At 66.2% G+C, this 24,983-nt stretch carries 22 protein-coding genes, 1 tRNA gene and 1 other RNA gene; 11 read left to right on the plus strand and 13 right to left on the minus strand.

The genetic code is table 11. From position 1 onward, the window contains the following. Positions 1-6: 6 nt before the first annotated feature. Positions 7-3,039: a bifunctional [glutamine synthetase] adenylyltransferase/[glutamine synthetase]-adenylyl-L-tyrosine phosphorylase gene (locus tag M3G14_RS01590; protein WP_259924231.1), complete on the minus strand. Its 3,033-nt coding sequence runs from the start codon at positions 3,037-3,039 to the stop codon at positions 7-9. After that, on the minus strand, positions 3,039-4,373 hold the full coding sequence (locus tag M3G14_RS01595; protein WP_259924232.1) for a glutamine synthetase family protein: 1,335 nt from the start codon (positions 4,371-4,373) through the stop codon (positions 3,039-3,041). The genes M3G14_RS01590 and M3G14_RS01595 overlap by 1 nt, the downstream gene beginning before the upstream one ends. A 56-nt stretch (positions 4,374-4,429) precedes the next feature. Between M3G14_RS01595 and M3G14_RS01600 the strand changes: the two genes are divergently transcribed. Continuing rightward, entirely contained in the window at positions 4,430-5,908 is a 1,479-nt protein-coding gene (locus M3G14_RS01600) for a CYTH and CHAD domain-containing protein (RefSeq protein ID WP_259924234.1), read from the plus strand. Here M3G14_RS01600 and M3G14_RS01605 read toward each other — a convergent pair. Continuing rightward, entirely contained in the window at positions 5,905-6,084 is a 180-nt protein-coding gene (locus M3G14_RS01605) for a hypothetical protein (protein WP_259924235.1), read from the minus strand. The genes M3G14_RS01600 and M3G14_RS01605 overlap by 4 nt on opposite strands. Positions 6,085-6,193: 109 nt before the next feature. On the opposite strand from M3G14_RS01605, the gene M3G14_RS01610 reads away from it, so the two are divergent. Then, positions 6,194-7,411 (plus strand): galactokinase, encoded by a 1,218-nt coding sequence (locus tag M3G14_RS01610; protein ID WP_259924237.1) that lies wholly within the window; start codon positions 6,194-6,196, stop codon positions 7,409-7,411. Here the strand turns inward: M3G14_RS01610 and M3G14_RS01615 are convergent. The 5 genes from M3G14_RS01615 to M3G14_RS01635 form a co-directional block, all read right to left on the minus strand. Then, positions 7,408-8,796, minus strand: coding sequence for a ribonuclease catalytic domain-containing protein (locus M3G14_RS01615; protein ID WP_259924239.1), 1,389 nt, complete (start codon positions 8,794-8,796; stop codon positions 7,408-7,410). The genes M3G14_RS01610 and M3G14_RS01615 overlap by 4 nt on opposite strands. Positions 8,797-8,842: 46 nt before the next feature. Next, positions 8,843-9,244, minus strand: an RNA gene (gene rnpB, locus M3G14_RS01620) — RNase P RNA component class A. Positions 9,245-9,265: 21 nt separating this feature from the next. Next, on the minus strand, positions 9,266-10,411 hold the full coding sequence (locus M3G14_RS01625; protein WP_259924241.1) for a bifunctional RNase H/acid phosphatase: 1,146 nt from the start codon (positions 10,409-10,411) through the stop codon (positions 9,266-9,268). Then, a complete protein-coding gene (locus M3G14_RS01630; protein ID WP_259924242.1) occupies positions 10,412-11,101 on the minus strand; it encodes a zinc ribbon domain-containing protein in 690 nt (229 codons plus the stop codon). Between the two features lie 6 nt (positions 11,102-11,107). After that, positions 11,108-12,265, minus strand: a complete 1,158-nt coding sequence (locus M3G14_RS01635; RefSeq protein WP_259924245.1) for a Nif3-like dinuclear metal center hexameric protein — start codon at positions 12,263-12,265, stop codon at positions 11,108-11,110. Positions 12,266-12,300: 35 nt separating this feature from the next. On the opposite strand from M3G14_RS01635, the gene M3G14_RS01640 reads away from it, so the two are divergent. The 5 genes from M3G14_RS01640 to M3G14_RS01660 are packed head-to-tail and all read left to right on the plus strand — an operon-like array spanning position 12,301 to position 16,125. Then, a complete protein-coding gene (locus M3G14_RS01640; RefSeq protein ID WP_259924246.1) occupies positions 12,301-12,945 on the plus strand; it encodes an HAD-IA family hydrolase in 645 nt (214 codons plus the stop codon). Beyond that, complete coding sequence (locus tag M3G14_RS01645; protein WP_259924247.1) at positions 12,932-13,414, plus strand: low molecular weight protein-tyrosine-phosphatase; 483 nt, start codon at positions 12,932-12,934, stop codon at positions 13,412-13,414. The genes M3G14_RS01640 and M3G14_RS01645 overlap by 14 nt, the downstream gene beginning before the upstream one ends. A gap of 6 nt (positions 13,415-13,420) precedes the next feature. Continuing rightward, a complete protein-coding gene (locus M3G14_RS01650) occupies positions 13,421-14,308 on the plus strand; it encodes an SURF1 family protein (RefSeq protein WP_259924248.1) in 888 nt (295 codons plus the stop codon). 25 nt (positions 14,309-14,333) lie between these two features. After that, positions 14,334-15,044 (plus strand): hypothetical protein, encoded by a 711-nt coding sequence (locus tag M3G14_RS01655; protein WP_259924249.1) that lies wholly within the window; start codon positions 14,334-14,336, stop codon positions 15,042-15,044. Positions 15,045-15,069: 25 nt separating this feature from the next. Then, positions 15,070-16,125 carry an NAD(P)-dependent alcohol dehydrogenase gene (locus M3G14_RS01660; RefSeq protein ID WP_259924250.1) on the plus strand — a complete coding sequence of 352 codons (1,056 nt, stop codon included), beginning with the start codon at positions 15,070-15,072 and terminating at the stop codon, positions 16,123-16,125. Between the two features lie 69 nt (positions 16,126-16,194). Here the strand turns inward: M3G14_RS01660 and M3G14_RS01665 are convergent. Beyond that, positions 16,195-16,267, minus strand: a tRNA-Val gene (locus M3G14_RS01665). A 62-nt stretch (positions 16,268-16,329) separates the two neighbouring features. After that, a complete protein-coding gene (locus M3G14_RS01670; protein ID WP_396122170.1) occupies positions 16,330-16,770 on the minus strand; it encodes a DUF3052 domain-containing protein in 441 nt (146 codons plus the stop codon). Between the two features lie 153 nt (positions 16,771-16,923). Between M3G14_RS01670 and aceE the strand changes: the two genes are divergently transcribed. Continuing rightward, positions 16,924-19,683: a pyruvate dehydrogenase (acetyl-transferring), homodimeric type gene (gene aceE / locus M3G14_RS01675; RefSeq protein ID WP_259924252.1), complete on the plus strand. Its 2,760-nt coding sequence runs from the start codon at positions 16,924-16,926 to the stop codon at positions 19,681-19,683. 203 nt (positions 19,684-19,886) lie between these two features. Here the strand turns inward: aceE and M3G14_RS01680 are convergent, their stop codons facing one another. The 3 genes from M3G14_RS01680 to M3G14_RS01690 all read right to left on the minus strand — a co-directional run bounded on the left by M3G14_RS01680 (position 19,887) and on the right by M3G14_RS01690 (position 22,689). Beyond that, positions 19,887-20,489, minus strand: a complete 603-nt coding sequence (locus tag M3G14_RS01680; RefSeq protein ID WP_259924253.1) for a hypothetical protein — start codon at positions 20,487-20,489, stop codon at positions 19,887-19,889. A gap of 281 nt (positions 20,490-20,770) precedes the next feature. Beyond that, on the minus strand, positions 20,771-21,706 hold the full coding sequence (locus tag M3G14_RS01685) for a Rib/alpha-like domain-containing protein (protein ID WP_259924254.1): 936 nt from the start codon (positions 21,704-21,706) through the stop codon (positions 20,771-20,773). Next, complete coding sequence (locus tag M3G14_RS01690; protein WP_259924255.1) at positions 21,703-22,689, minus strand: alpha/beta fold hydrolase; 987 nt, start codon at positions 22,687-22,689, stop codon at positions 21,703-21,705. The genes M3G14_RS01685 and M3G14_RS01690 overlap by 4 nt, the downstream gene beginning before the upstream one ends. Positions 22,690-22,713: 24 nt before the next feature. Here M3G14_RS01690 and M3G14_RS01695 point away from each other — a divergent pair, with 24 nt between their 5' ends. The 3 genes from M3G14_RS01695 to M3G14_RS01705 all read left to right on the plus strand — a co-directional run bounded on the left by M3G14_RS01695 (position 22,714) and on the right by M3G14_RS01705 (position 24,959). Next, on the plus strand, positions 22,714-23,016 hold the full coding sequence (locus M3G14_RS01695; protein WP_259924257.1) for an acyl carrier protein: 303 nt from the start codon (positions 22,714-22,716) through the stop codon (positions 23,014-23,016). A 20-nt stretch (positions 23,017-23,036) separates the two neighbouring features. Beyond that, on the plus strand, positions 23,037-23,795 hold the full coding sequence (locus tag M3G14_RS01700) for an HAD-IIA family hydrolase (RefSeq protein WP_259924311.1): 759 nt from the start codon (positions 23,037-23,039) through the stop codon (positions 23,793-23,795). 234 nt (positions 23,796-24,029) lie between these two features. Then, on the plus strand, positions 24,030-24,959 hold the full coding sequence (locus M3G14_RS01705; RefSeq protein ID WP_259924259.1) for a DUF4352 domain-containing protein: 930 nt from the start codon (positions 24,030-24,032) through the stop codon (positions 24,957-24,959). Positions 24,960-24,983 lie beyond the last annotated feature (24 nt).

Raw genomic sequence — 24,983 nt, forward strand, 5'->3', positions numbered from 1 at the left:
CTAGGCTCAATCGAACTCGCGGGTGGGCTTCTCGCCCCAGAACACCTCCTCGATGACCTGGTGCGCGCGGCGGGTGATGCGCAGGTAGTCCTCCAAGAACTGCTGCTGCTGGTCCGGGTCGTAGCCGGCGGAGCCCGCCACCTGTGCGAGCTGCGGACCCGGCGCGGGCAGCTGGTCGGTGCGCTTGCCGGCGACCAGCACGAGCGCGCTGCGGGCACGGGTGGCGGTCAGCCACGCGGTGCGCAGGATCTTCGCCTGCGCGGCGGGCAGCACGTCTGGGTCGTCGAGCTCGGCAAGGAAGTCGAGCGCATCCAGGGTGGAGGTGGTGTGCAAGCCCTCATGCTCGTGGGCGTGCATCATGGTGAGCAGCTGAACGGTCCACTCGACGTCGGCAAGCGCGCCGCGGCCCAGCTTGGTGTGGGTGGCGCGGTCGGCACCGCGCGGGAGGCGCTCGTTGTCCACGCGGGCCTTGATGCGGCGGATTTCGCGGATGTCTGACTGGCTCGCCCCGCCCGAGGGGTAGCGGAACTGGTCGATCATGCGTAGGAAGGCCTCGCCGGTTTCGGCATGCCCCGCGACCACGGTGGCGCGCTGTAAGGCTTGCTTTTCCCAGACCTCGCCCCACTGGCTGTAGTAGCGCTCGTAAGAGGCGATCGTGCGCGCCACGGCCCCGGAGCGGCCCTCCGGGCGCAGGCCGAGGTCGACCTCCAGCGGCGGGTCGTCGGAAGGCTTGGCCAGGCGCTTGCGCAGCTGGTCCACGATGCGCGCGGCCCAGGCAGTGGCGTCGGATTCCGAGGTCTCCCCGACCGGTTCGGCCACCACCATCACGTCGGCATCCGAGCCGTATCCAAGCTCCGCGCCGCCGAGCCGGCCCATGCCGATAAACGCGATGCGGGCGGGCTGCTCGGCAAGGCCCTGGGCGACAAGGTCTGCGTGGATCTCGGACTCAAGCGCGGCCTGCAGCACCGCCTCCCACACGATGGTCAGTTCGGTGCAGACCTGGCGCACGTCCATCATGCCGAGCAGGTCGGCCGAGGCGATGCGCGCCAGCTCCGCGCGGCGCAGCGAGCGCGCCACCGCGACCGCCTTGTCCGGGTTCTCGCGGTGACGGTTCGCCGAGTTGATGATCGCCTTGTGCACCTGGTCGGGCGCCGGTTCTAACAGGCGCGGACCGCTGGAGCCGTCGCCGAGCAGCTTGACCACATCGGGCGCGGAGATGATGAGGTCGGAGGTGTACGGCGAGTTGCCGAGGATGTGCATGAGCCGGGTGCCGACCACGCCCTCGTCGCGAAGCATGCGCAGAAACCAGCTCCGATCGAGCGCGGCGTCGGAGAGCTTGCGGTAGTTGAGCAGGCCCGCGCCGGGGTCGGCGGTGCCGGCGAGCCAGTGCATGAGGGTGGGCAGCAGGATCGCCTGGAGTTTCGCCTTGCGCGAGGTGCCCTTGACCAGGGCGTTGAGGTGGTCGTAGGCGCGCGCCGGGTGGCGGTAGCCGAGCGCGGCGAGCTGCGCCTTGACGGCGTCGGCGGAAAAGGTGGCCTCGCCAATCGACAGGTCGACGACGGCCTCGAGCAGCGGGCGGTAGAAGAGGCGCTCGTGCAGGTTGGCCACCACCCGGCGCAGCTGGGTCAGCGCGCGCTGCATCTCCTCAACCGCGGTGCGGCGCGCCGTAGCCTGAAACCCGGCGGTGCGCGCGAGCCAGCGCAGGCGCTTCTCGTCGTCGGTGGCGGGCAGCTGATGCGTGCGCTTGAAGCGCTGCAGCTGGAGGCGGTGCTCGAGCAGGCGGAGGAACTCGTAGGCGCGGATGAGCTTGTCGGTGTCCTCGCGGCCCACGTAGCCGCCGACCATGAGCGAGGTCAGCGCCGCGACCGTGTTCGGCTCGCGCAGGCTCTCGTCGATGCGCCCGTGGACGAGCTGCAACAGCTGCACGGCGAACTCCACGTCGCGTAAACCCCCCTCGCCGAGTTTGAGCTCGCGCTGGCGCAGCGACTCCGGCACGTTGGCGAGCACGCGCCGACGCATCGCCTGGACATCCTCGACGAAGGAGTCGCGCTGGGAGGCCTCCCACACCAAGGGCGCAAGCTTTTCGACGTAACGCTCACCCAACGTAAGCGCACCGGTGAGCGGGCGCGCCTTGAGCAGGGCCTGGAACTCCCAGGTCTCGGCCCAGCGCTTGTAGTAGGTCACGTGGCTGTCCAGGGTGCGCACGAGCGCGCCCGCCTTGCCCTCGGGGCGCAGGTTGGCGTCGATTTCGAAGAAACAGGCGGTGCCCAGCTGCATGAAGTCGCTGGCGGTACGCGTGGCCTTGGCGGTGGCCTCCTCGGCGACGAAGATGACGTCGACGTCCGAGATGTAGTTCAGCTCGCGGGCGCCGCACTTGCCCATCGCGATCACGGCGAGCGCGGTGTCCGGTTCCTCCTCTCCGTAGACCTGGCGGATGGCGACGGCGAGGGCGGCGGTTAAGGCGGCGTCGGCAAGCGCGGTGAGCAGCGCGGTGGTGCGCTGGTACCCCAAAGGCTCGGCGCCGCCGTGGCCCTTGAGCGGGGTGAACGTGCCCGCGAGGTCGGCGGCGGCGATGCGCATCATGAGCGTGCGGTAGGTTTCGCGCAGCGCGTCCTTGGCCACGTGCTTGTCGGCGAAACGGGCGCCTGCGCGGTAGGTCGCCTCCTCGATGTGCTCCGCCTCGACGGCACGAAGCATCGCCTCTCGCATCTCTTCTTCGGTCGGCAGCGGGGCGGCGAGCTCGCGCCACAGGTGTGGGTTGGCTACCAGGTGGTCCGCGAGCGCCGTCGAGCCGCCGAGCAGGGCGAAAAAGCGGGTGCAGAACTGCGCGTCGGCCGCCAGCGCCTCGCGGACCTCGCGCCACTCGGATTCCGCGGGCAGCGCGCCGGCGAAGCGGTGCGCAGTATTGAGGGCGAGGTCGGGGTCGCCGGCGCCGGCGAGGGTCCAGAGCAGCTCCGCGTCGTCAAGCGACAGCTCCTCGATGTCTTGCGCCGCGCGCGGCGAGGTGAGCCCGAGTTTGGCCGGGGTGGGAAGCGCCATTACAGGTCCATCCCGCTATCGAGCTCCCAGGGCGTGACCTGGCTGGTGTATTCGTGCCACTCGTCCCACTTGGCGCGCAAAAAGTACTCGAAGACCTGCTCGCCGAGCACCTCAGCCATGAACTCGGACTGTTCGAGGTAGCGCAGCGCCTGGTCGAGGGAGTTGGGCAGGTCGCGGTACCCCATCGCGCGGCGCTCGCGGCGGGTCAGTGCGAAGACGTCGTCGCGGGCCGGCTCGTCGAGCTCGTAGCCCTCGGTAATCCCGCGCAGCCCGGCGGCCAACACTGCGGCATAGGCCAGGTACGGGTTGGCCGCCGAGTCGAGCGAGCGAACCTCGATGCGGCGCGACTCCGCCTTGTGCAGCCGGTAGGTGGGCACGCGCACCATCGCCGAGCGATTCGACACGCCCCAGGTCGCCGCCGTGGGCGCCTCCGAGCCGAACTGCAGGCGCTTGTACGAGTTGACGTACTGGTTGGTCAGCGCGGAAATCTCATTGGCGTGTTCGATGATGCCGGCGATGAACTGGCGGCCCGTCTTGGACAGGCTGATTTCGTCGTCCGGGTCGTGGAAGGCGTTCTCGTCGCCCTCGAACAGGGAGAAGTGCGTGTGCATCGCCGAGCCGTCCATGTGCGGAAAGGGCTTGGGCATAAACGTGGCGTGCACGCCGTTGGCCTCGGCGACCGTTTTCACGATGTAGCGGAAGGTGAGCACGTTATCCGCCATGGTCAGCGCGTCGGTGTGGCGTAGGTCGATCTCCTGCTGGCCGGCGCTGGCTTCGTGGTGGGAGAACTCGGTGACAATGCCCATGTACTCTAAGGCGGCGATCGCCTGACGGCGCAGCTTCGGCGCCTCGTTGCGCTTGGCCTGGTCAAAGTAGCCGCCGAGGTCGGCGGGCTGGGGGCGCTCGCCGGGTTCGAAGGGCTTGACCACGTAGAACTCGATTTCTGGGCTGGCCATGAATTCGAAGCCCATGTCGCGGGCGTTTTCGATCTGGCGGCGGAGCACCTGGCGCGGGTCGCTGTAGAGCGGCTCGCCGTCGGGCATGGTGATGTCGCAGAACATGCGCCCGGTCTGCAGCCCGGAGTCCTCGTCGAAAGGCAGCGCCTGGTAGGTCGACGGGTCGGGCTTGAGCAGGGTGTCCGACTCCGAGATGCGGGTAAAGCCCTCGATGGAGGAGCCGTCGAAGCCCGCACCCTCGTCGAAGGCGGATTCCAGCTCGGCGGGCGACATCATCACGGTCTTCAGCGAGCCGAAGATGTCGGTGAACCACAGCCTTAAAAACGCAATGTCTTGCTGTTCGACTTTGCGCAGCACGTCTTCCTGTTGAGTGTTCATACTCCCACTGTAGCGACGCTAGGCTTGGGGTTGAGTCGATGTGAGGGAGATGAACCATGCCGCAGGAGTTTTTAGAAGTTGAGGTCAAGCTCGCCGTGGACGAGGGGGTCAAGCCGCCGGGCATCTCGCTTGTCGACGCCACGTTGTCCATTACCTCCACCACCACCCACCACCTCTCCGCCACCTATTTCGACACCGAAGATCTGCGGCTCACGCGTGCAAAAACGGCGCTGCGTCGCCGCACGGGCGGCACCGACGACGGCTGGCACGTCAAGCTGCCGGGCGAAGGCGGGGCGCGCCGCGAGCTGCAGGTGCCGCTGCAGGATGCCCCCGGCGACGAGGTCCCGGCCGAGCTGCGCAAGGCGGTCGCGGACATCGTCGGCGATGCGCCCCTGGTCCCGATCGCGCGGGTGGACAACCGGCGCGTGGAGTCCGTCCTGGGCCGCGAGGGCACCGCGTACGCCGAGTTCTGCGACGACCACGTCACCTCCGAGTCCTACCTGCCCGGCGGCCAGGCGCAGACCTGGCGCGAGTGGGAGCTGGAGTTAAGCGAGGCGATCGCCGGGACCGAGACCGGCGAAACACTGCTGCACAACGCCACCGAGGCGATGCTGGCGGCGGGCGCACGCCCGGCGGATGCGCCGTCGAAGCTGGTCAAAGCGCTGGGCGAGAGCCTGCCGGCCGGGCCGGTCGATGAGGCGCTGCGGCGCACGCGCGAAAGGATCGTCGACTACATCCCACGCGTGCGCGCCGACGAAGCCGACTCCGTCCACCAGATGCGCGTAGCCACCCGCACGATGCGCTCCCTGCTAGCAACCTACGGCGTTGCAGGCGGTCACGCTGATGCGGCCCACGTGGAGGCCGAGCTCAAGTACGCGGCCGGGGTGCTGGGCACTGCGCGCGACGCGGAGGTCGTCGAGCAGCGCTTACGCGACCTCATCGCGTGTGATACCACCGGCACGATCGATGCGGCCACCGCGGCCCAGATCAACCGCGACCTGCGCGGGATGTACGACGCGGCGCACGCCGAAATCGTCGAGATGCTTGACTCGGAGCGCTTTGCGGGGCTGCTCGCGGACGTCGAGAAGCTGCACGGTGCCGCAGAGCACAGCGACGCGGAGCTCTACACGCAGCTGTGCGGCGCGTACACGAAGCTGCGGAAGCGCCACGCGAAGATGGAGAAATACGCCGAGGACGCCGCGCTGCCGCTGGCCGAGCGCGAGGCCTACATCCACGCCGTGCGCAAGGCGGCGAAGAAGCTGCGCTACGCCGCCGTCGCCGCCGAAGGCTCCGGGTTGAAGACGGGTCCGCTGGTCAAGGCGTGCACGCGCCTGCAGTCGGTGCTCGGGGACTTTCAGGACTCGGTCACCGCGCGCGAGCACCTCGTCCAGCTCGCGCAGGACGCGCACGCTCGCGGCGAGGACACCTTCGCCTACGGCGTGCTCTACCAGCGCGAGCTGGAACTCGGCCAGGCCGCGCTTGCCGGCTACCCGAAGGCGATGAAGAAGGTGAAGAAGGCCTTCAAGAAGCTCTAGTCTTCCCAGGCCTCATCCGCCTCGTCGGCGGCCTTGTTGCGCTGCGCGGCGATCTCGAGCGCGTGCGCGGCCTCCTCGCGGGTGTCGTACGGGCCCATGCGGTTGTCCCACGAGGCGACCTTGCCCTGGGAGACCTCGCCGGTGGTGGGGTTGAAGTAGAACTTGTCGTCAGCCATTGGTCTGCTCCTTTTTCACGGGGATGTTTTCGCCCACCCTACCCGCCTTGCGCGGTTGGTAGTCTAGGGTTTCACGCCAACTGCACACACCGTGGAGAAAGAACACTCAATGTCTTTGTGGACCGACCCGACCGACCAGCACGCCGCCCCGGTTGCAGACCGCGCACGCGCCGCGCACGAAACGCGCACCGGCCACGCGCCCGCGCACGCCGCGAGCGCGCCGGCGACGTGGATTTTGGCAGGCGAGAACGTGGACCACTTCGGCGGTGCCACACTGATCGGCCTGTCCAGCCTGCGCGCCGGGGTGGCGGTCAGCCCCCGCGACGACCACCAGCTCGTCTTTTCCGCTTCCGCGCCGGCCTCCGAGCCGGTGGTGGCGAGCGCGCCGCTCGGCGAACCCGCGGGCGCGGACCACCCGCTGGCCAAGCGCTGGGGCGGGCTGGTCCACCAGCTCATCCAGCGCCAGGTGCTTTCCCGCGACACGGCGGGGTTAGACGTGACGGTAATGTCCGACATTCCGCTGGGCGCGGGCCTTGGCGCGCTGTGGGCGGCGGATGCGGCGATGTGCCTCGCCCTTGCCGCGGGCCATGCGGAGCTTAACGAGGCGCCGTTCCGCGCCCGCCTGGCCGATATCGCCTCGCAGGCGGTGGAGACCTACTCCGAGCTCACGGGCTTGCGCTCGCGGCACACGGCAGCCCTGCGCGCGAGCGGGACCGGCATCGCGGTCATCGATTACGCGGACGGCTCGCTCACCGAGGCACCGCACCCCGGCCGCGAGGGCGTGCGCATCTTCTCGGTCGCGGAGAAGTTCGGCGAGGCGGACTACGGCGAGGTCGCCCACATCGCCGAGCACCGCGCGTTCATCGACGCCGCCTCCGCCAACTTCGGCGTCACCTCGCTGCGCAAGCTTCCCGACGCCATCGAGCGCGTCGTCGAGTGGGTCACGGCGCGGCGCACCGTCGGCGACGAGACCGCGCCGACGCCGGAGAAGGCGCGCGCCTGGGTGCACTTCTGCGAGGCGGAGACGCTGCGCAGCATGGCCGTAGCCAAGGCACTGCGCTCGCGCCACACGAACGACCTGTTCACCCTGGTCAACTCGCCGACCGAGATGCGCGGGCTCGTCCTGCCGGACGCCCTGATCGAGCTGTGCAAAACGCGCGGGGCGCTCGCGGCCCGGCCGGCGGCTACCGGCTCATCCAAGGCGGTCCTCGCCCTGGTGCCGTTGCGCGAGGCCGATGAGTTCGCCCGCGTGATGGCCAAGGAGTTCGACGTCGTGGAGATCACGCCGGGGCGCACCGCCTGCCTGGAGGACTCACCCGCGGACTAGTCGGCCGGCCAGGCGAACCCCACCTCGCGCGCGGCCACGTCGGCGCGCACGAGCGAGAACTGCGTCTCCGTGCCCTCCCCCGGCGCGCCGTGCGAGGGCGCAAGCACCGGCGGGTCCGCGACGAAGATGCGGGCCTCGTCGGCGTCGTTGACCTGCAGCGTCACGCCGTGAAAGTTGTGGCCGACCCAGGGGGCGAGCACGGTCGCCTCGGTGAGGTTGAGGCAGGCGCGGTCCACGGTGTGGGCGAGCTGGGAGGTCCGCCCCATCGTTTTCAGTACGCGCGGTGCGTCCTCGTGCACCCACTCCGGGATCTCTTCGCCTGCGCAAATGGCTAGGCAGACTTCGGTGGCGTAACGGTCGATGAGCCTGCGCAGCGGCGCGGTGACGTGGCTGTAGTAGCCGCCGATGCCAGCGTGGACCTCCGGGTCCTTTTCCCCGAGGTCGGCGTAGCCCGCCCCGCGCAGCAGCTTTTGCGCCTCGCGCATCATGGCCATGCCGCGCGGGGTGTCCGCGTCGATGCCCGCGAGGAACTCGCCGATCTCGCCGGCGACCGCGTAGCCCAAGTTGGCAGCCTCGCGCCGAAACTCCGCCTCCGCTGCGGCCGTCGCGGGCCCCAGTGTGCGCAAAAAGCCGACACCGGCGTCGACCATCATGCGTCCGGCGACCATTCCGGTCATCAGCGAGATTTCCGAGTTGTAGTCCATCACCGGGTGGCGCGGCTCGATGAACAGCTCAAAGGTGTCCTCCTCACCGACCACGCGCACGCTCGGCAGCCGCAGGTTGATCGCCTTGCGACGCAACGAGCTGCGCTGCCGCAGCCTTCCTACCTCCGGCAACAGCGCAATCGAAGGGTGCACATCACCGGCCGCGAAATCCGCGTGCACGCCCTCGTAGTCCAGGCGCGCCACCGAACGGACCAAGGCGCGCTCGACGTGGGCGTGCTCGACCTCGCCGTCGTGGTCGAGCTCGAAGGTCCACAGTACGGCGGGGCGGTCGACGTCGGGAAGCAGCGAGGCGGCGTCCTCGCTTAAGGCTGGCGGGTGCAGCCGCGCCGGCTCATCGGGCAGGTAAATCGTCTGCCCGCGGTGCAGCGACTCGTCTTTGACCGCACCGCCCGGCTCGACGAAGGCGGCGACATCCGCGATCGCGTAGCTGACGGTGTAGCCTGACCCCTCGCGCGAAGCGATGTGGACGGCCTGGTCAAGGTCGCGCGAGCCCGCCGGGTCGATGGTGACAAGGGGCAGCGAGCGGGCGTCGATACGCGTGGCGGCGAAGCGGTCTTCAAGCTGCGCCGCTTCTGCAAGCACCTGTGGCGCGAAGTCGGTGGGGACGGAAAATTCGCGCGCGATGGCGCGAAAGTTCAGCGGCGCGGCATAGAGTTTCATATCCCGCCATCGTGCCAGAGACTTTCGCCCCGTGCTGTGTGAATGGCGAATGAGCCAGCCTATGAGCCGGATTCTGTACCCGAAAGGGCGGTGACCATCCATCTGGGCCACCCATCGCTGGGTGCCTCAAGCAGCTACCTTCGGACTTGGGCGGGCAGCCTCATCGCGTCCGACGACCCCCGCTTGTGTCAAGCGGGGATTCTTGCCTTGCTCCCGGTGGGGTTTACCTGGCCGCCGATGTCACCATCAGCGCCGGTGCGCTCTTACCGCACCCTTTCACCCTGACCCGGCAAAGCGCCGGGCGGTCTACTTTCTGTTGCACTTTCCCGCGGATCGCTCCGGGTTGCCGTTAGCAACCACCGTGCCCTGTGGAGTCCGGACTTTCCTCGGCCACCCGCCAGCCCGCATGCGCGGCGGTTCGGGCGGCCGCGGTCACCCGGCCGGCTCATTCGCAAGGCGTCACTATACCCTACCGGTGGTGCGCAACATCGTTTATGCAGCGCACGACGCCAAAATCTGCCCAAAAATCCACGACGGAAATGCTGGCCAGGTCGAGGAAGCTGTGCGTAAACACCTCCGCGCCGGCGCCGAGCCCCTGCCGGATCACGGATTTGATCGGCATCATGTGGGTCACCACCAGGATCGTCTGCCCCTCGCGCTGCTCCTGCAGCTTCAGCCGCGCACGGGTCACCCTCCGGTGCAGCGCGGTAATCGATTCGCCGTTCGGCGGGGCTTTGCTTATCGACGACTCCCAGGCCGCACACGCCTCCCCGTCCTTCTTCCGCGCCTCCTCGCGGGTCAGCCCCTCGAGGTCGCCGAAGTCGATCTCGCGGAAGCCGTCGATGGTCTCGAAGGTATCGAAGCCGAGCGCGTCGGCCGCGGCCTGCGCCGTCTGCTGGGCGCGGGTTTGTGGCGAGGCCACGATCGCGTCGATCGGGCCGAGGCTGCGGAGCGCCTCGGCGGCCCGGCGCGCCTGCTCCTTCCCCAGCTCGGTCAGCTCCGGGTTGGAGGTGCCGGAGAGGCGGTGCTCGGCGGAGTGCGCGGTCTGGCCGTGGCGCAGCAGGATAAAGCGGGTGCGCGGGGTGTCAGTCGCGCCGTGGACGAGCGCGGCGGCGTGCGGGGCGTCCGTGTGCGTCGCGGCCTTCTTCGCCGCGTCCGTTCTCTTCGCGAAGGCTCCCTCCGCGCCGCCCACGATGCGGGGCGTGCCGTCCTTTTCGGCGGCGTCCATCGCGAGGTTCGACAGCTCGTCGGCTTTCTTGTTCTTCGCGCGAGGCACCCAGGTGTAGGTGACGCGCTCGAAGGAGCCGGCGAGCTTGCGCGCCTGGACCGCGAGCTTTTGCATGTCGGGGTGCTTGATCTTCCAGCGTCCGTTCATCTGCTCGACGACGAGCTTCGAGTCCATCGACACGGCGACCTCGGTCGCACCGAGCTCGGCGGCGGCCTCGAGCCCACGCAGCAGGCCGTGGTACTCGGCGACGTTGTTGGAGGACTTCGCCCCCACCACGTAGACGATCTCGGCCAGTGTTTCGCCGGCCTCGCCGTAGACCACCGCGCCGGAGCCGGCCACACCTGGGTTGCCGCGCGAGCCGCCGTCGGTAAAGACTGCGACCTTCATCTACACCTCCGGGTTGGGCAGCACGCGCACGAGCAGGGTGTCGCAGTTCGGGCAGTGCGGCAGGGTGTCCGGGTCCGCGCTCATCACCTCGGCGCGCTCACTGGCGGGCAGCTGGATGAAGCAGCCGTTGCAGGTCCGGCCGTTAAACGCGGCGGCGCCGACCGAGTCGTAGGCCTCGAGCACGTCGTCGGGAAGCTTGCCGCGCAGGGCCGCCGTGTCGACGTCCTCGCGCACCGGCAGCGCCTCGACAGCGCGGCGGGCGGTCTCGATCTTGCGGTCGATCTCGTCCAAGCGCGCCCCGTGGTTGTCGCGGTTGTTGCGCAGCGCGGCAATCTCGTTGTGCGCCTCCTTGAGCTCGGAGAGCAAGTCGGCGATGCGCGACTTCGCAGCGTAGCGGTCGTGCTCCAAATCTTTGCGGCGCTCGGGATTGGTTTCGGCTCCGAGCTGGCGCTTGTCGTCGATCTCACGCTTCTTCAGCTTGCGCTCGTCCTCCTGGATGCGCAGGATCTCCAGCTCCATGTCGTCCACGGCCATCTGCGCTGCCGCAGCGGCGGCCTGCAGCTCCTTCCGTTGCGACAGAAGCTTCTCCAGCTCCTGCTCCTCGGGCCGCGCGGATTCCGGGTGCGCGGCCACGCGGTCAGCCTGCGCCAGCTTCAGCAGAATCGGCTGCTCATTCGCAGTTAGCTTCACGGTTGCTCATCCCTCTTTCTCGTTCGTTGCCGCGGGGTGCGCGGACACCGTCCATGGGTCGGTGCGGATATCCAGCACCTGCGTTTCAACCCCTAGCGGCTCAACGATACTCGCCGCCTGCTGCGTCCACGGAAACTCGCTCGCCCAGTGCGCCGTATCAATCACCGCGGGCCCGCCGGCTCGCAGGTGCTCGTCGACCGGGTGGTGGCGCAAATCCGAGGTGACATAGACATCCACCCCGAGCTTCGCCGCATCGGCAAGGAAGCTATCGCCCGAGCCGGAAGAGACCGCCACCTTCTTCACCATCTGCTCCGGGTCGCCGGCGGCGCGCACGCCCCACACCGTCTCGGGCAAAGCGTCGGCGACCTGCTGGGTAAATTCCCGCAGCGTCATCGGCTCATCTAACTCGCCGACGCGCCCCAGGCCGCACGCCTGTTCCAGGTCGCGGGAGCCAGCCGGCTCGGCGACCTGGACGACGTCGAAGGCGGGTTCCTCGTAGGGGTGGGCGGTGCGCAGGGCGTGGATAAGCGTTGCGCGCAGCGTGGTGGGGGCGACGAACTCGACGCGGACCTCGCGCGCGGTGTAGTGCTTGCCCACCTGGCCATCGGTTGGGTCGGCACCCTCGACGGGGGTGAACTCGCCGGTGCCCTCGTGGCTAAAGGCGCACTCGCGGTAGTTGCCGATCGCGCCGGCGCCCGCGTGGAAGAGCTCGCGCTTGAGCCCGTCCGCGTCCTTCGGCGGGACGTGCACGCCCCACTTGTCGGTGCCGGAAAGGAAGATCGGCTTGATCGGGCGCCCCGGGCGCACGCCGATGAGCTCGGCGAGCACATCGGACACCCCCGGACGCGCGGAGTCGGCGTTCGTGTGCGCGGCAAACAGGGCGCAGCCGCCGGCGATAAGGGTGTGGACGACCTTGCCCTTCGGCGTGTTCGCCGCCACCGAGGTCACTCCGCGCATGAGCAGCGGGTGGTGCACGACCAGCATCTGCGCGCCGGCGGCAACCGCGGCCTCGGCGACCGCCTGGGTGCAGTCGAGGGCAAAGGCGACCTTTTGCACCTCGGCGTCCGGGTCCCCGCAGATCAGCCCCACCGCGTCCCAGCTCTCGGCCAGCTGCGGCGGGTAGGCAGTCTCCAGTGCGCGTACAACATCAGCTACGACAGTCATGGCAACCAGCCTACAAATTTGCCATGCTGGGGGCCGTGAAGGATACGCAAGTAACAGTGCTTCTCGACGTCGACGGGACCATCATCGACTCCTACCCCGGCATCCGCGAAGGCTTTCTCCGCGGCATCGACGCCGTGGGCGCCGAGCGGCCGAGTGAGGAATTCATCTGCCGCATCCCCGGCCCGCCAATGCGCGACTCCATGGCCGCCGCGGGGCTTTCCCCGGCACAGGTGGATTCCGCGATGGAGGCGTACTCGGACTACATGTCCGGCGAGGGCTGGCAACGCTTCGACGTCTTTGACGGCATGGCCGAGCTGATCTCCCGGTGGAAAGGCGAAGGGATTTCGGTGTGCACGGCGACGTCGAAAAGCGAGCGCTTTGCGCGACTCGCCCTCGAGCGCGCCGGGATCTTCGGCCACATCGACTTTCTGGGCGCTGCGAACCACGAACTCGGGCGCACCACCAAGGTCGAGGTCCTCGATTATGTGATGACGCAGCGCGCGCCGGCCAAGGCGGTGATGGTGGGCGATCGCACCCACGATTTTCGCGGCGCCGCCGAGTTCGGCCTGCCGTCGGTGGCCGTGACCTGGGGCTACGGCGCAGAAGAGGAATGGGCGCAGGCCACGCACACCGCGCACACCGCGCGCGACTTGGAGGAGATTATCAATGAGTACCGCTAAACCGCTCCACATCGATTTTGTCTGCACCGGCAACATCTGCCGCTCGCCGATGGCCGAGGTGATCGTCCGTGAGAAACTGACGGAGGCCGGCCTGGGCGAGCGCGTGCGCGTGACGTCCTCGGGTATCGGCGGCTGGCACGTCGGCGGGCCGGCCGATTCCCGTGCCCTGGCGGAGCTTGCCGCGCACGGCTACGACGGCTCGCGCCACGTCGCTGCCCAATTCGGCGGCGAGCGCTACGACGCCGACCTCATCGTTGCCCTCGACACCAACCACGTCTCCGAACTCATCGCCCGCGGCGTGGACGAACAGCGCGTGCGGCTCATCCGCTCCTTCGACCCGGACGCGCCCGAGGGTGCCGGGGTGGCCGACCCCTACTACGGCGGCTTGCGCGGGTTTGCCACCACCCGCGAGCAGATCGAAGCGGCCGCCGATGGCATTATTGCCTGGGTGAACGACCAGCTAGACTAGGCAGGCGTGAAGGGCAAACAGGATAAGGCAGGCGGCACCACGCGCTGGTGGAAGACGTTTCTCAACCCCGGCTGGGTCATCGCCGCCATCCTGATCGCCCTCTTTTCCTACTACGCCTTTACCTTCCTCGCGCCCTGGCAGCTGGGCAAGAACGAGGCCCTCGAGCAGCGCAACGAGCACATCGCCGAAGCCTTCGACCACGAGCCGGTCCCGCTCGCCGAGGCGCTCGACGGGTTTGGCCCGGACGACGAGTGGTCGCGCGTGGTCGCCACCGGCCGCTACCTCGACAAGGACGTGCTGCTGCGACTGCGGCCGGTCGACCGCAACCCCGCCTTCCAGGTGCTGCGCCCCTTCCAGCTCGATTCGGGCGAGACCATCCTGGTCAACCGCGGCTGGGTGCCCGCGCAGGACTCCACGGAGGTCCCCGAGATTGCCCCTGCTCCCACGGAAAGCGTCACCATCACCGCGATGCTGCTCGCCGGCGAGCCGGAGCATCCCAAGGCCCCGATGCAGGACCAGGGCTACGACATGGTCTACTCCATCAACCCCGCACAGGTCGGTGAGCTGACCGGCACCGAGCCTGCGGAGCCCTACCTGCAGCTGCTTTCCGACCAGCCCGGCGAGCTTTCCGCCATCCCGCTGCCGATGCTGGAGACCGGCAACCACCTGTCCTACGGCCTGCAGTGGATCGCGTTCGGCGTCATGGCCCCGGCCGGGCTGATCTACTTCGTCTTCGCCGAGGCCCGCGAGCGCCGCCGCTACCGCGAGGAGCAGGAGCAACTGGGAGCCGTCGCGCCCGCCGAGGAGGCCGCCACCGCGCCCCCGCGCGATCGCTACGGCCAAAGCAGGCGCAACCCGTGGCAACGGGCCTACGATAGGCAGGAGGAACGCTAACCCCGGCGAAGGAAGGACCCGCCCGATGCCACCGCAACTGACCGTCACCGACCGCGACATCCTGGCCGCCCACCTCGACCTCTTCGACCGCGCCGGATTGCGGTTGTGCCCCGGCATCGAGCCGGCCGATGTGGAAGACGGCGTGTGCGACGACCTGGAAAGCTTCCGCGTGGCGCCTGCCACCACGGTGCTCTCGCTTATCGACGCCGACGCGCACCCCTTCTTCGCCAACATCGCCTTCCCCGACGACGCAGGCGTCTTCCCCACCACGCACGCGCAGCTGCCCGCCTACATCCGCGACGTGTGCGCACCGGCCGGCACCGACCTGCGCGATGTGACGATCGTGCCCGACCCGGGCTCTGCCACCGCCGGCACCGCGCGACTGCAATTCGGCGAGTGGGACGTGGTGGACGTCTCCTACGACCTGGCCGCGGGCGGATGGGCCCCGGACCGCGTCAACGGGTCGCACGGGCTTGTCCCCGACCTGATTTCTGCGGCGATTCCCAACGGCGGCGAGGCCGGCATCTTCACCACCTCCAACGGCGAGACCGCGGTGGTCTACCTCCGCGACGCCGACGCCGATGTGCCCGGCGCGGTGGCGGTTCACGGCCGGCCCGCCCCGCACACCGCCCCCGATGCGAAGAAGCCGGTCACGGCCGCCGCCGCGCGCGCCGCCGAGCGCAACGCGGCGATTGACAACCTGTTTACCGTCCTGTTTTCCGAGGCGGAAGACTAGCTGCGGGATGCGTAGCATTGGTCGTATGCCAATCACGAGCAAAGTTCTGCAAAAGGAAAGCCCCGACGCACCGTTCAAGGTCGTGGAGATTGCACGGCGCGACCCGCGCGAGGACGACGTGGTCATTGACATTAGGGCCGCGGGTATCTGCCACTCCGATATTCACACGATCCGCAACGAGTGGGGCGAGGCGCACTTCCCGCTCACCGTCGGCCACGAGATCGCTGGCGTAGTCGAGGCGGTCGGCAGCAAGGTCACCAAGTTCAAGGTCGGCGACCGCGTCGGCGTCGGCTGCCTGGTCAACTCGTGCGGCGAATGCGAGCAGTGCCGAAACGGGCAGGAACAGAATTGCCTCAACGGCAACGTAGGCACGTACAACTCGAAGGACGTCGACGGCACGATCACGCAGGGCGGCTACGCGGAAAAGGTCGTCGTCAACGAGAACTTCGTGTGCACGATCCCCGAGGGGCTGGATTTCGACGTCGCCGCTCCCCTGCTCTGCGCAGGCATTACCACCTACTCACCACTCGCCCGCTGGAACGTGCAGGAAGGCGACAAGGTCGCCGTCGTCGGGCTGGGCGGGCTCGGCCACATGGGCGTACAGATCGCCGCGGCGAAGGGCGCCGAGGTCACCGTGATTTCGCGCTCACTGCGCAAGGAGCACGAGGCGTACGAGCTCGGTGCCCACCACGTGCTGGCCACCAGCGAGGATGATGAGTTCTTTGCCAACCACCGAGGCGAATTCGACGTCATCTTGTCCACCATCTCCGCGCACTACTCGCTCGACGACTACCTCAAGCTGCTAAAACCCCGCGGCATCATGTCCGTCGTCGGCCTGCCGCCGGAGCAGCTGGGCGTATACATGGGCAGCCTGGTCGGCGGCGGCAAGGTCCTGACCGGCAACAACATCGGTGGCATCAATGAGACCCAGGAGATGCTCAACTTCTGCGCCGAACACGGCATCGGCGCGGTCATTGAGAAGATCGGCGTCGACGACGTCGACGCCGCCTACGAGCGGGTCGTGGCCGGCGACGTAAAGTTCCGCTTCGTCATCGACACCTCCACCTTCGCCGAGCACTAGGGTCCCAGCGAGCCCCCTCGCATGTGCAAGGCCCCTTTCCGTTTTCCCGGAAAGGGGCCTCGCTTTTAGTGCGCCATGACGGGCTCGAACCGCCGACCTACTGGGTGTAAACCAGTTGCTCTTCCAGCTGAGCTAACGGCGCGCTAGCGCTACACAGTAGCAGAACCACCGCTTGGCTACCTAACTCGCAGGTCAGGGCGGAAACTACTTCTTGGTGCCAGCCGCGGTCAGGCAGGAACCCTGCCACTGGCCGAAGCGATCCGCCTTGGTCTGCATCAGGCCCGCCAGCTGGGCGGATTCGGAGATCTCGCCGGGGTGGACGCCGCCGGGTTTCGACGCGCCTGGCGTCATCAGCCAGACGCGGCCGTTGTCGCCGAGGTTGCGGATCGCGTCCATGAGCGCGTCGACCAGGTCGCCGTCGTCGGAGCGGTACCACAGCAAGACGACGTCACAGAGTTCGTCGGTCATCTCGTCCAGGAGCTGCTCACCGATTGCATCCTCGATCGCTTCCGAGATGGAAGAGTCGGCGTCTTCGTCCCAGCCGATCTCCTGCACAACATCGTCGGGTTGAATGTTCAACCGGTCTGCATACGTGTCGACACCTGCGGCGCCCAAAGTTTTGCTTCCTCCATGTAGATGATTCAACGACAGTGCAATAGAGCTTACATCTGTTGTGAGAATTGTGGCGGGAAAGTGGTAAATGTGGCGTCGATAAGCATTGGGCGATTAATGACGGAAAACCCGAAACGAAGTAGGGTGGTGGGGAACGATTGCCCAAACACAAAGGGAGGTTTTCTCGTGGCAGAGAAAGACCAGGCCAAAGAGTCGAACATCGAGCTCATCCGCGACGGTGTAGCGTCCTACCTGCACGACAGCGACCCGGAGGAAACCCAGGAATGGATGGATTCCTTCGACGGGCTGCTCGAAGAGTCGGATCCGGAGCGCGCTCGCTACCTGATGCTGCGCCTGCTCGAGCGCGCCAACGCGAAGCGCGTCCCACTGCCGGCGCTGTCCTCCACCGACTTCGTCAACTCCATCCCTACCTCCCTGGAGCCAGAGTTCCCGGGCGATGAGCAGATTGAGAAGCGCTACCGCCGCTGGATGCGCTGGAACGCAGCCATCATGGTGCACCGCGCGCAGCGCCCGGGCGTGAAAGTCGGCGGCCACATCTCCACCTACGCGTCTGCGGCCGCACTCTACGAGGTCGGCTTCAACCACTTCTTCCACGGCAAAGACGCCGAGCACGGCGGCGACCAGATCTTCTTCCAGGGCCACGCCTCCCCCGGCATGTACGCCCGCGCCTTCCTCGAAGGCCGCCTGAGCGAAGACGACCTCGACGGCTTCCGCCAGGAACACTCCCGCCCGCAAGGCGGCATCCCCTCCTACCCACACCCGCACGGCATGCGCAACTTCTGGGAGTTCCCCACCGTCTCCATGGGCTTGGGCCCCATGAACGCGATCTACCAGGCCCGCTTTAACAAGTACCTGCAGGACCGCGGCATCAAGGACACGGAGAACCAGCACGTCTGGGCATTCCTTGGCGACGGCGAGATGGACGAGCCGGAATCCCGCGGCCTGCTCCAGATGGCCTCGCTCTACGAGCTGGACAACCTCACCTTCGTAATCAACTGCAACCTGCAGCGCCTCGACGGTCCGGTGCGCGGCAACGGCCAGATCATCCAGGAGCTGGAGACCTTCTTCATCGGCGCCGGCTGGAATGTGATCAAGGTGGTCTGGGGCCGCGAGTGGGACGAGCTGCTTGAGAAGGACGAAGACGGTGCCCTGGTCAACATCATGAACACGACCAAGGACGGCGACTACCAGACCTTCAAGGCCAACGACGGTGCCTACGTCCGCGAGCACTTCTTCGGCCGCGACGAGCGCACCAAGAAGCTCGTCGAAGACATGAGCGACGAGGAGATCTGGGCGCTGCGCCGCGGCGGCCACGACTACCGCAAGGTCTACGCCGCCTACAAGCGCGCGCTCGAGACCAAGGGCAAGCCGACCGTCATCCTCGCGCACACCATCAAGGGCTACGGGCTCGGCCACAACTTCGAGGGCCGCAACGCCACCCACCAGATGAAGAACCTCACCCTGGAGGATCTCAAGCGCTTCCGCGACAAGCAGGAAATCCCGATCTCCGACGAAGAGCTGGAGAAGGATCCCTACATGCCGCCCTACTACCACCCGGGCGAAGACGCAGAAGAGATCAAGTACCTCAAGGCACGCCGCGAGGAGCTCGGCGGCTACTTGCCGGAGCGCCGCGAGACCTACACCGCGCTTGCACAGCCGGACTTTGAGAAAACCTACAAGGCGCTGTTCAAGGACTCGGGCAAGCAGGAAGTCGCCACCACCATGGCGCTCGTGCGCACTTTCAAGGCCATGATGCGCGACAAGGAGCTGGGCAAGCGCGTCGTGCCGATCATCCCGGACGAGGCCCGCACCTTCGGCCTGGACTCCTGGTTCCCGGTGCAGAAGATCTACAACCCGAAGGGCCAGAACTACGTGCCGGTCGACCACGACCTGCAGCTGTCCTACCGCGAGGCAACCGACGGCCAGATCCTGCACGAAGGCATCAACGAGGACGGCTCGTCCGCATCCTTCATCGCCGCCGGTACGTCGTACGCGACCCACGGCGAGCCGATGATCCCGATGTACATCTTCTACTCCATGTTCGGCTTCCAGCGCACCGGCGATAACTTCTGGGCCGCCGGCGACCAGATGGCCCGCGGCTTCATCATCGGTGCCACCGCCGGCCGCACCACGCTGACCGGCGAGGGCCTGCAGCACATGGACGGCCACTCCCCTGTGTTGGCAGCGACCAACCCGGCCGTGGTCACCTACGACCCGGCGTTCGCCTACGAGATGCCGTACCTGGTGTCCAAGGGTATCGAGCGCATGTACGGCAACGGTGCCGGCGAGGACGAGGACGTGATGTACTACATCACCGTCTACAACGAGCCGACCCACCAGCCGGCCCGCCCGGAGAACCTCGACGTCGAGGGCCTGCACAAGGGCATTTACCTTTACGACGAGGGCGAGAAGAAGGAGCACAACGTCTCCCTGCTCGCCTCCGGTATCGGCATGCAGCAGGCGCTGCGCGCCCAGAAGATCCTGCAGGACGAGTACAACGTCGGTGCCGCGATCTACTCGGTGACCTCCTGGGTCGAGCTGGCTCGCGACGGCGCGCGCGTTGCCAACGAGCAGCTGCGCAACCCGGGCGAAGACGCGGAAGAGCCCTTTGCCACCAAGCAGCTGAAGCAGACCGAAGGCCCGTACATCGCCACCTCGGACTTTGCTACCAGCCTGCAGGAGCAGATCCGCGCCTACGTGCCGGGCCAGTACATCGTGCTGGGCGCAGACGGATTCGGCTTCGCCGACACCCGCGAGGCTGCACGCCGCTACTTCAACATCGACGCCGAGTCCATGGCAGTTGCCGCACTGCTCGGCCTGGCCAACGAGGGCAAGATCGACCGCGATGTGGTCAGCAAGGCCGCCAAGGACCTGCACATCGACGACCCGACCTACCCCAACCCGAACGGCGGCGATGAAGACTAAGCCGTTCGCGTAAGAGAAGCGCCCTCTTTCCGGTTTCTGGAAAGTGGGCGTTTTGCGCTGGTTTGCGCTGGTTTGCGCTGGTTGGCGCGTGGGCCGCGTGACAAATTCTGCAACCCGCCGCGCATTCGCCCAGGTCGCGGAAAAATTATGGCGTGATTTGTCACACGCGATCCGCTCGACCGGCAGACTCAGCTTGTCTCCGGCTACCGGAACTCGAACTTGAGCTCTGCTTCCGGGTCGACGGCGTGAATGATGCCCGCGTAAAAGGTCTGGGCTTGTTCCTTCAGTAGGTCAAGGTTCAGCCGGATGTGCTCGGCGCGCTTCTCTTCACTCAGTACCGCGTTGATGCCCTCTGCGGTATCAATGTCTGCCGTCACGAAGCTCAGCACCTCGCCATGTTGGTGCACAGTTTTGAATTCCGGGTCAGAAAAGCCAATGAACTTAAACGGCGGAATAGTGAGTTTGAAGTGACCGGGCGCTACCTCCTCGACTTGTACTTCCTTGCCGTCGAGGCCCAGTTTGGCGGTGAACTTGTACTGCAGGATGTTCGTCTTTTGGCTTCCGGGGACGCCCCATTTGAAGAGTGTCGCCGTGTTCTGCGTGGTGTATAACCCCTGGGTAGAGGTGGAGAGCAGCACGATTTCTTCGCGACGTTGCACCGCGTGGATGATCTCCGAGTTGTCCGTCTCAGTGACAGTTTCTACTGGAGCGCTGAGGAAATCCGACTTCCCAACCAGGAACCCGCCACCTAGCAAAGCGAGAACCAGGACAAGCACACCGGCAACGGACAGGATTTTCTTGCTCATAATCCAGTAACTATATATTCGCCTTTCGACAAAGCAGATTCACGACGAACGTTGAACATCAGAGACGCTAAAGGCGGGTGTGCGCGTGACAAATTCTGCAACCCGCCGCGTATTCGCCCAGGTCGCGGAAAAAATTCGCCATGAGGCACCGAACGTTGCGGCGGATCGGGAACAAGACGCGGAACATTGTACAAAGTCATGAACAAAACCTCCTCCGGTTCGTTGTTCACAACCAGCCTGACAGAGAGGGATTATGGCGGAATCTGTCACGCTCGCGGCCGCTAGACCGGCAAATTTAGCCCGTCGCCGTAGATCTCGGCGAGCCGCGGCAGCAGCAGCGCGACCGCACCACCGATCGCGGCGATCAGCCCGATCACCAGCGCCGCCACCTGGGCGGCAGAAGACCCGGACTGTTGCGCAGGCGGCGTGGCGGGCTTCTCGGTCACACCCTTGCCGGCGCTGGCCACGGTAAAGCGTGCCTCGTCCACGGTGCCGTCGGCGTAGCGCACCGCGACGGTGAAGTCGGAGCCCGCGCGGGCATTCTTGGGTACCGTCGTGGTGACAGTGCCGTTCTCGTCGATTTGCGTGGTCCAGCGCGCGTGCGAGGTAGCGGACCACGAGGCATCCTTGGGCAGCTGCAGCGGGTTGGCGTTGAACTCGCGGTAGTTGCCGTTTGCGGGGCGGATCGTCACGCGCTGGCCGGGGTCGGCGCGCTGGGGCTCATAGGTGGGGTCGTAAAGAAAACTGTGGCTGGGCACAAGCTGCGGGTGCATCTGGACGAGCTCGGTGGAGTTGTCCGGGTAGCAGATACGAACGTCCAGCTTGTCGGTGGTGTTGGCGCCGCGCTGGATGGAGGGGTGCGGCGCGCCCTCTTTGCGCAGGTTGTGCTGGAGGTAGAGCTCGAGCTGCTCGCCGCGACGCTGCACTTTTATCGGCTCGGTGAGGTTGTCCTGCGTGGCGAGCGTCCATGTCGCGCCTTCCGGCATGCCCTCGATGTCGTAGAGCGCGGGCGTGCTGATGTAGTAGCCGGGAACCTTATACACGGTGCGCGGAGTGGTGTCGATGTAGGGCTCGTACGCGTCCTTCATCTGGGTGCCACTCGCCGCGCCGCTCTCGACGCGCGCGGTACACGGCGTGGCGGCCACTACTTCACCAGGCACAAGCACGCCCGCGGCCAGGCACGCTGCGACGACACTGGCGCTGAAGATTCGCGTCATGGCTCCACTCCTTCGATCAGGCGCAGGATGACGGTGGTGACGGCTCCCGGCGCGTCGAGTGGCGGCATGTGCCCGGAGTCCGGCAGCACTTGCATGTACGAGCTAGGCCAGATGCGGTGCAGCACCTCCGACTGCGACACGGGGGTGACGTTGTCTCGGTCACCAACCAGGATATATCCAGGAAGCTCAGCAAGTACAGTGCCAGCGTCCAGCTCGGAGTGATCAAGCAGGTCTTGGAAGTATCCGGCGTAGGTTTCCAGCGGGGTCTCGCGGATCATGGCGGCGTGGAAGTCGACGATGTCGTAAGGCATCGGCCGGAAGTAGAAGCCAAGGGCGAGCACCGGCGCGATGGTGTCGGTGACGACTTCCCGCACACCTTCGGCAAAGCGCGGGGTGGCGCGGGTGACGGTCTCGAGCGCGCGCCCGATCGGGCCGGCGAGGATCTGCGGCAGGCCCTGCATAGTGAAAGGCTCGACTGCGCTGGAGACCTGCACGCTGCCAGCCCACGGGAACTCGTCGGCATAGCGCCGCATCATGGACAGGGACACGGGCCCGCCGAGCGAGTGCCCCACCACGATCACGGGGCCGCGGGCGCCGCGGGCACGCAGGACGGCGGCGCAGGCATCGGCGGCGGCGTCGATGGTCAGCGCTGCCGGTTCGGGGGTCGGGTTTTGCCCGTGCCCGGGCAGGTCCAGCAGGATTTGGCGCACGCCGGGTGCCCGCTTATCGACGTCACGCACCTGCATATAAAACGTCTCTGCCGAAATATTGAAGCCGTGGACGTACACCACGGTGGTCGCGGCCGGATCTTCAGGCCCGATCTCGTAGAAGTGGACCTCGCTGCCCGCGACCTGAACGGTGCCGGTGCGGGTGTAGGCAAGGCCGATGGCGCCGTCGGCGTCGTGAAGCTTGGCGCGAGTGTGGAGCAGATTGCGGCGCGCGGCCGGCGTGAGCGTGCGCGCGTAGGCGAGGGGGCGAAGCATGCTTTCCACCTTATTATTGGGTGTATGAAACTCTCGCAACGCCTCAACCTCGGCGACTTCAGCAAGCTTCTCGACGCCGACGAGCCCGAAAAGGACACCCCCGCCGATGCGTTCTCGCGCCTGAGTGCGCTGATTGAGCGGGTCACCGGCGAAGAGGACAGCGTTTCCCCGTCGACGGCGCTCACGGACACGGGGCTCAGCTCGCTGGACCGCATCGAGCTGGCGATCCGCATCGAGGAAGAGTTCGGCGCGCGGATGACCGAGCGCATCTACGATGAGTACGAGACAGTCGGTGAACTCGCAGATTTCTTGGAGGATGAGCAGTGAGCATCGCGTACTTGACGGATATGGACGGCGTGTTGCACCGCGAGGGCGACATGATTCCAGGCGCGGACGAATTCATCTCGCGGCTGCGCGATGAGGACATCCCGTTCATGGTGCTGACGAACAACTCGATGCAGACCCCGCGCGATCTCTCCGCCAAGCTCACCCGCATGGGGCTCAACATCGAGCCGGAGCGCATCTGGACTTCTGCCACGGCGACGGCGAAGTTTCTCTCGCAGCAGGCCGGCGAGGCCTCGGCGTACGTGATCGGCGAGGCGGGATTGACCACCGCGCTGCACGAGATGGGCTGGATCCTCACCGAGGCGGACCCGGACTTCGTGGTGCTGGGCGAGACCCGCACCTACTCCTTCGAGGCGCTGACCACTGCGTGCAACCTCATCCGGCGCGGCTCGCGCTTCATCGCCACCAACCCGGACCTGACGGGTCCCGGCCCCAACGGCGTGATCCCCGCGACCGGGTCGGTTGCGGCCATGATCACGGCGGTGACCGGCCGTGCCCCCTACTACGTGGGCAAACCGAACCCGGTGATGATGCGCTCGGCGCTGAATACCTTAGGCGTGCACTCGGAGAACACGGTGATGATCGGCGACCGCATGGACACCGACATCAAAGCCGGCATGGAGGCGGGCATGCGCACCGTGCTCGTGCGCACCGGGATTAGCGACGACGCGGAGATCGCCCGCTACCCCTACCGCCCCACCGCGATCGTGGATTCCGTCGCGGATTTGGTCGGAAACATCGAGGCACCCTTCGGCGATTAGTCAGCGACGTAGAAGCGCTGCTTGCCACTGCCCGCGTCGCACTTGGCGCCAAGTATGCGTCGAGAATGCAAGCACCACGGCGAAATGTAAATGAGTCATGTGGGTACGGTTTTGTTTAAATGCACAAGAATAGTTCAGAACGGTCACACAGTTCGACTAGCTACAGGCAAATCAATTACACTTGGCGTACAGTCAACCCGCAGGACCTTTCATTCGCATTTTAAGGATCTTTTCATGTCAACTGCCTACCCCGGCCCCCAAGGTGGTCAAAACTACGATGGGACCGCCTCGTCGGAAAATCCAACTTCCCCCGCAAACCAGCAAGTCCATATGGGCACCCCATACGGCGCACCGATGCACCAAGGCGTCACCGACCAGTCTCCAAATAAGGAGCGCAACATAATCGGCATCATCGGCTTGGTATGCGCCATTTTGGGTGTAATCTTTTCATGCATCCCGGGCGCCTTGATCATTGGTTGGATCCTTCTACCGATCGCGTTCATCCTCGGTATAGTTGGCCTGTTCCCCAAGGGAAAGAAGAAGGGCACCGCGATCGCATCAGTCATCATCTCAATAGTCGGGGCGATTGTCGCTGCAGTGGCTTTTGTATTTGTCGTCGATAACGCATTCAATGAGGCCCTGAACAAGGAACCTACGGTTAGCAACAATGGCGACGTCTCCAACGAATCTTCCGAAGGGGCTAATTTAAAATCTGGCTCCGGCAAGTCGAGTGACGGCGAATCCCGAGACAACCCGCTACCAATCGGGACTACGATTTCATCAGACGAGTGGGACGTCACTGTTAACAGCGTAAACCTAGCTGCCACTGACGCAGTACTGGCCGAGAATGAGTTTAACGAGGCGCCGGCGGAAGGCCAGACGTACATTATGGCAAACGTCACCGCAACATATAAAGGTGATGACCCACAAGGCTCGTCGCCATTTTTCAGCATTGCATACGTAACTCCGCAGGGCAATGAGATTGACGGTTTCGATAACATCGCTGTCGTGCCAGATGAATTCGATAATCTTTCGCCCCTGTACGAAGATGCGTCTACGACGGGGAATTTTTCGTTCCTTGTCGACGAAGCGACCGCAGGCGAAGGGCTCCTCGCTGTGGCTCCGGACATGTTCTCACAGAAGCGTTTTGTGTCCGTGAACTAAGCTTCGCGCCATTCCCCGTTCAAT

Source organism: Corynebacterium sp. p3-SID1056, assembly GCF_025152525.1.
Taxonomy (GTDB): domain Bacteria; phylum Actinomycetota; class Actinomycetes; order Mycobacteriales; family Mycobacteriaceae; genus Corynebacterium.

Coding starts and splice junctions, on each gene's coding strand:
- M3G14_RS01685 (WP_259924254.1), bottom strand. CDS start 21,706: ATGACGCGAATCTTCAGCGCCAGTGTCGTCGCAGCGTGCCTGGCCGCG.
- M3G14_RS01625 (WP_259924241.1), bottom strand. CDS start 10,411: ATGAAGGTCGCAGTCTTTACCGACGGCGGCTCGCGCGGCAACCCAGGT.
- M3G14_RS01635 (WP_259924245.1), bottom strand. CDS start 12,265: ATGACTGTCGTAGCTGATGTTGTACGCGCACTGGAGACTGCCTACCCG.
- M3G14_RS01645 (WP_259924247.1), top strand. CDS start 12,932: ATGAGTACCGCTAAACCGCTCCACATCGATTTTGTCTGCACCGGCAAC.
- M3G14_RS01590 (WP_259924231.1), bottom strand. CDS start 3,039: ATGGCGCTTCCCACCCCGGCCAAACTCGGGCTCACCTCGCCGCGCGCG.
- M3G14_RS01600 (WP_259924234.1), top strand. CDS start 4,430: ATGCCGCAGGAGTTTTTAGAAGTTGAGGTCAAGCTCGCCGTGGACGAG.
- M3G14_RS01595 (WP_259924232.1), bottom strand. CDS start 4,373: ATGAACACTCAACAGGAAGACGTGCTGCGCAAAGTCGAACAGCAAGAC.
- M3G14_RS01690 (WP_259924255.1), bottom strand. CDS start 22,689: ATGCTTCGCCCCCTCGCCTACGCGCGCACGCTCACGCCGGCCGCGCGC.
- M3G14_RS01615 (WP_259924239.1), bottom strand. CDS start 8,796: ATGAAACTCTATGCCGCGCCGCTGAACTTTCGCGCCATCGCGCGCGAA.
- M3G14_RS01700 (WP_259924311.1), top strand. CDS start 23,037: ATGGACGGCGTGTTGCACCGCGAGGGCGACATGATTCCAGGCGCGGAC.
- M3G14_RS01660 (WP_259924250.1), top strand. CDS start 15,070: ATGCCAATCACGAGCAAAGTTCTGCAAAAGGAAAGCCCCGACGCACCG.
- M3G14_RS01610 (WP_259924237.1), top strand. CDS start 6,194: ATGTCTTTGTGGACCGACCCGACCGACCAGCACGCCGCCCCGGTTGCA.
- M3G14_RS01655 (WP_259924249.1), top strand. CDS start 14,334: ATGCCACCGCAACTGACCGTCACCGACCGCGACATCCTGGCCGCCCAC.
- M3G14_RS01705 (WP_259924259.1), top strand. CDS start 24,030: ATGTCAACTGCCTACCCCGGCCCCCAAGGTGGTCAAAACTACGATGGG.
- M3G14_RS01695 (WP_259924257.1), top strand. CDS start 22,714: ATGAAACTCTCGCAACGCCTCAACCTCGGCGACTTCAGCAAGCTTCTC.
- M3G14_RS01680 (WP_259924253.1), bottom strand. CDS start 20,489: ATGAGCAAGAAAATCCTGTCCGTTGCCGGTGTGCTTGTCCTGGTTCTC.
- M3G14_RS01605 (WP_259924235.1), bottom strand. CDS start 6,084: ATGGCTGACGACAAGTTCTACTTCAACCCCACCACCGGCGAGGTCTCC.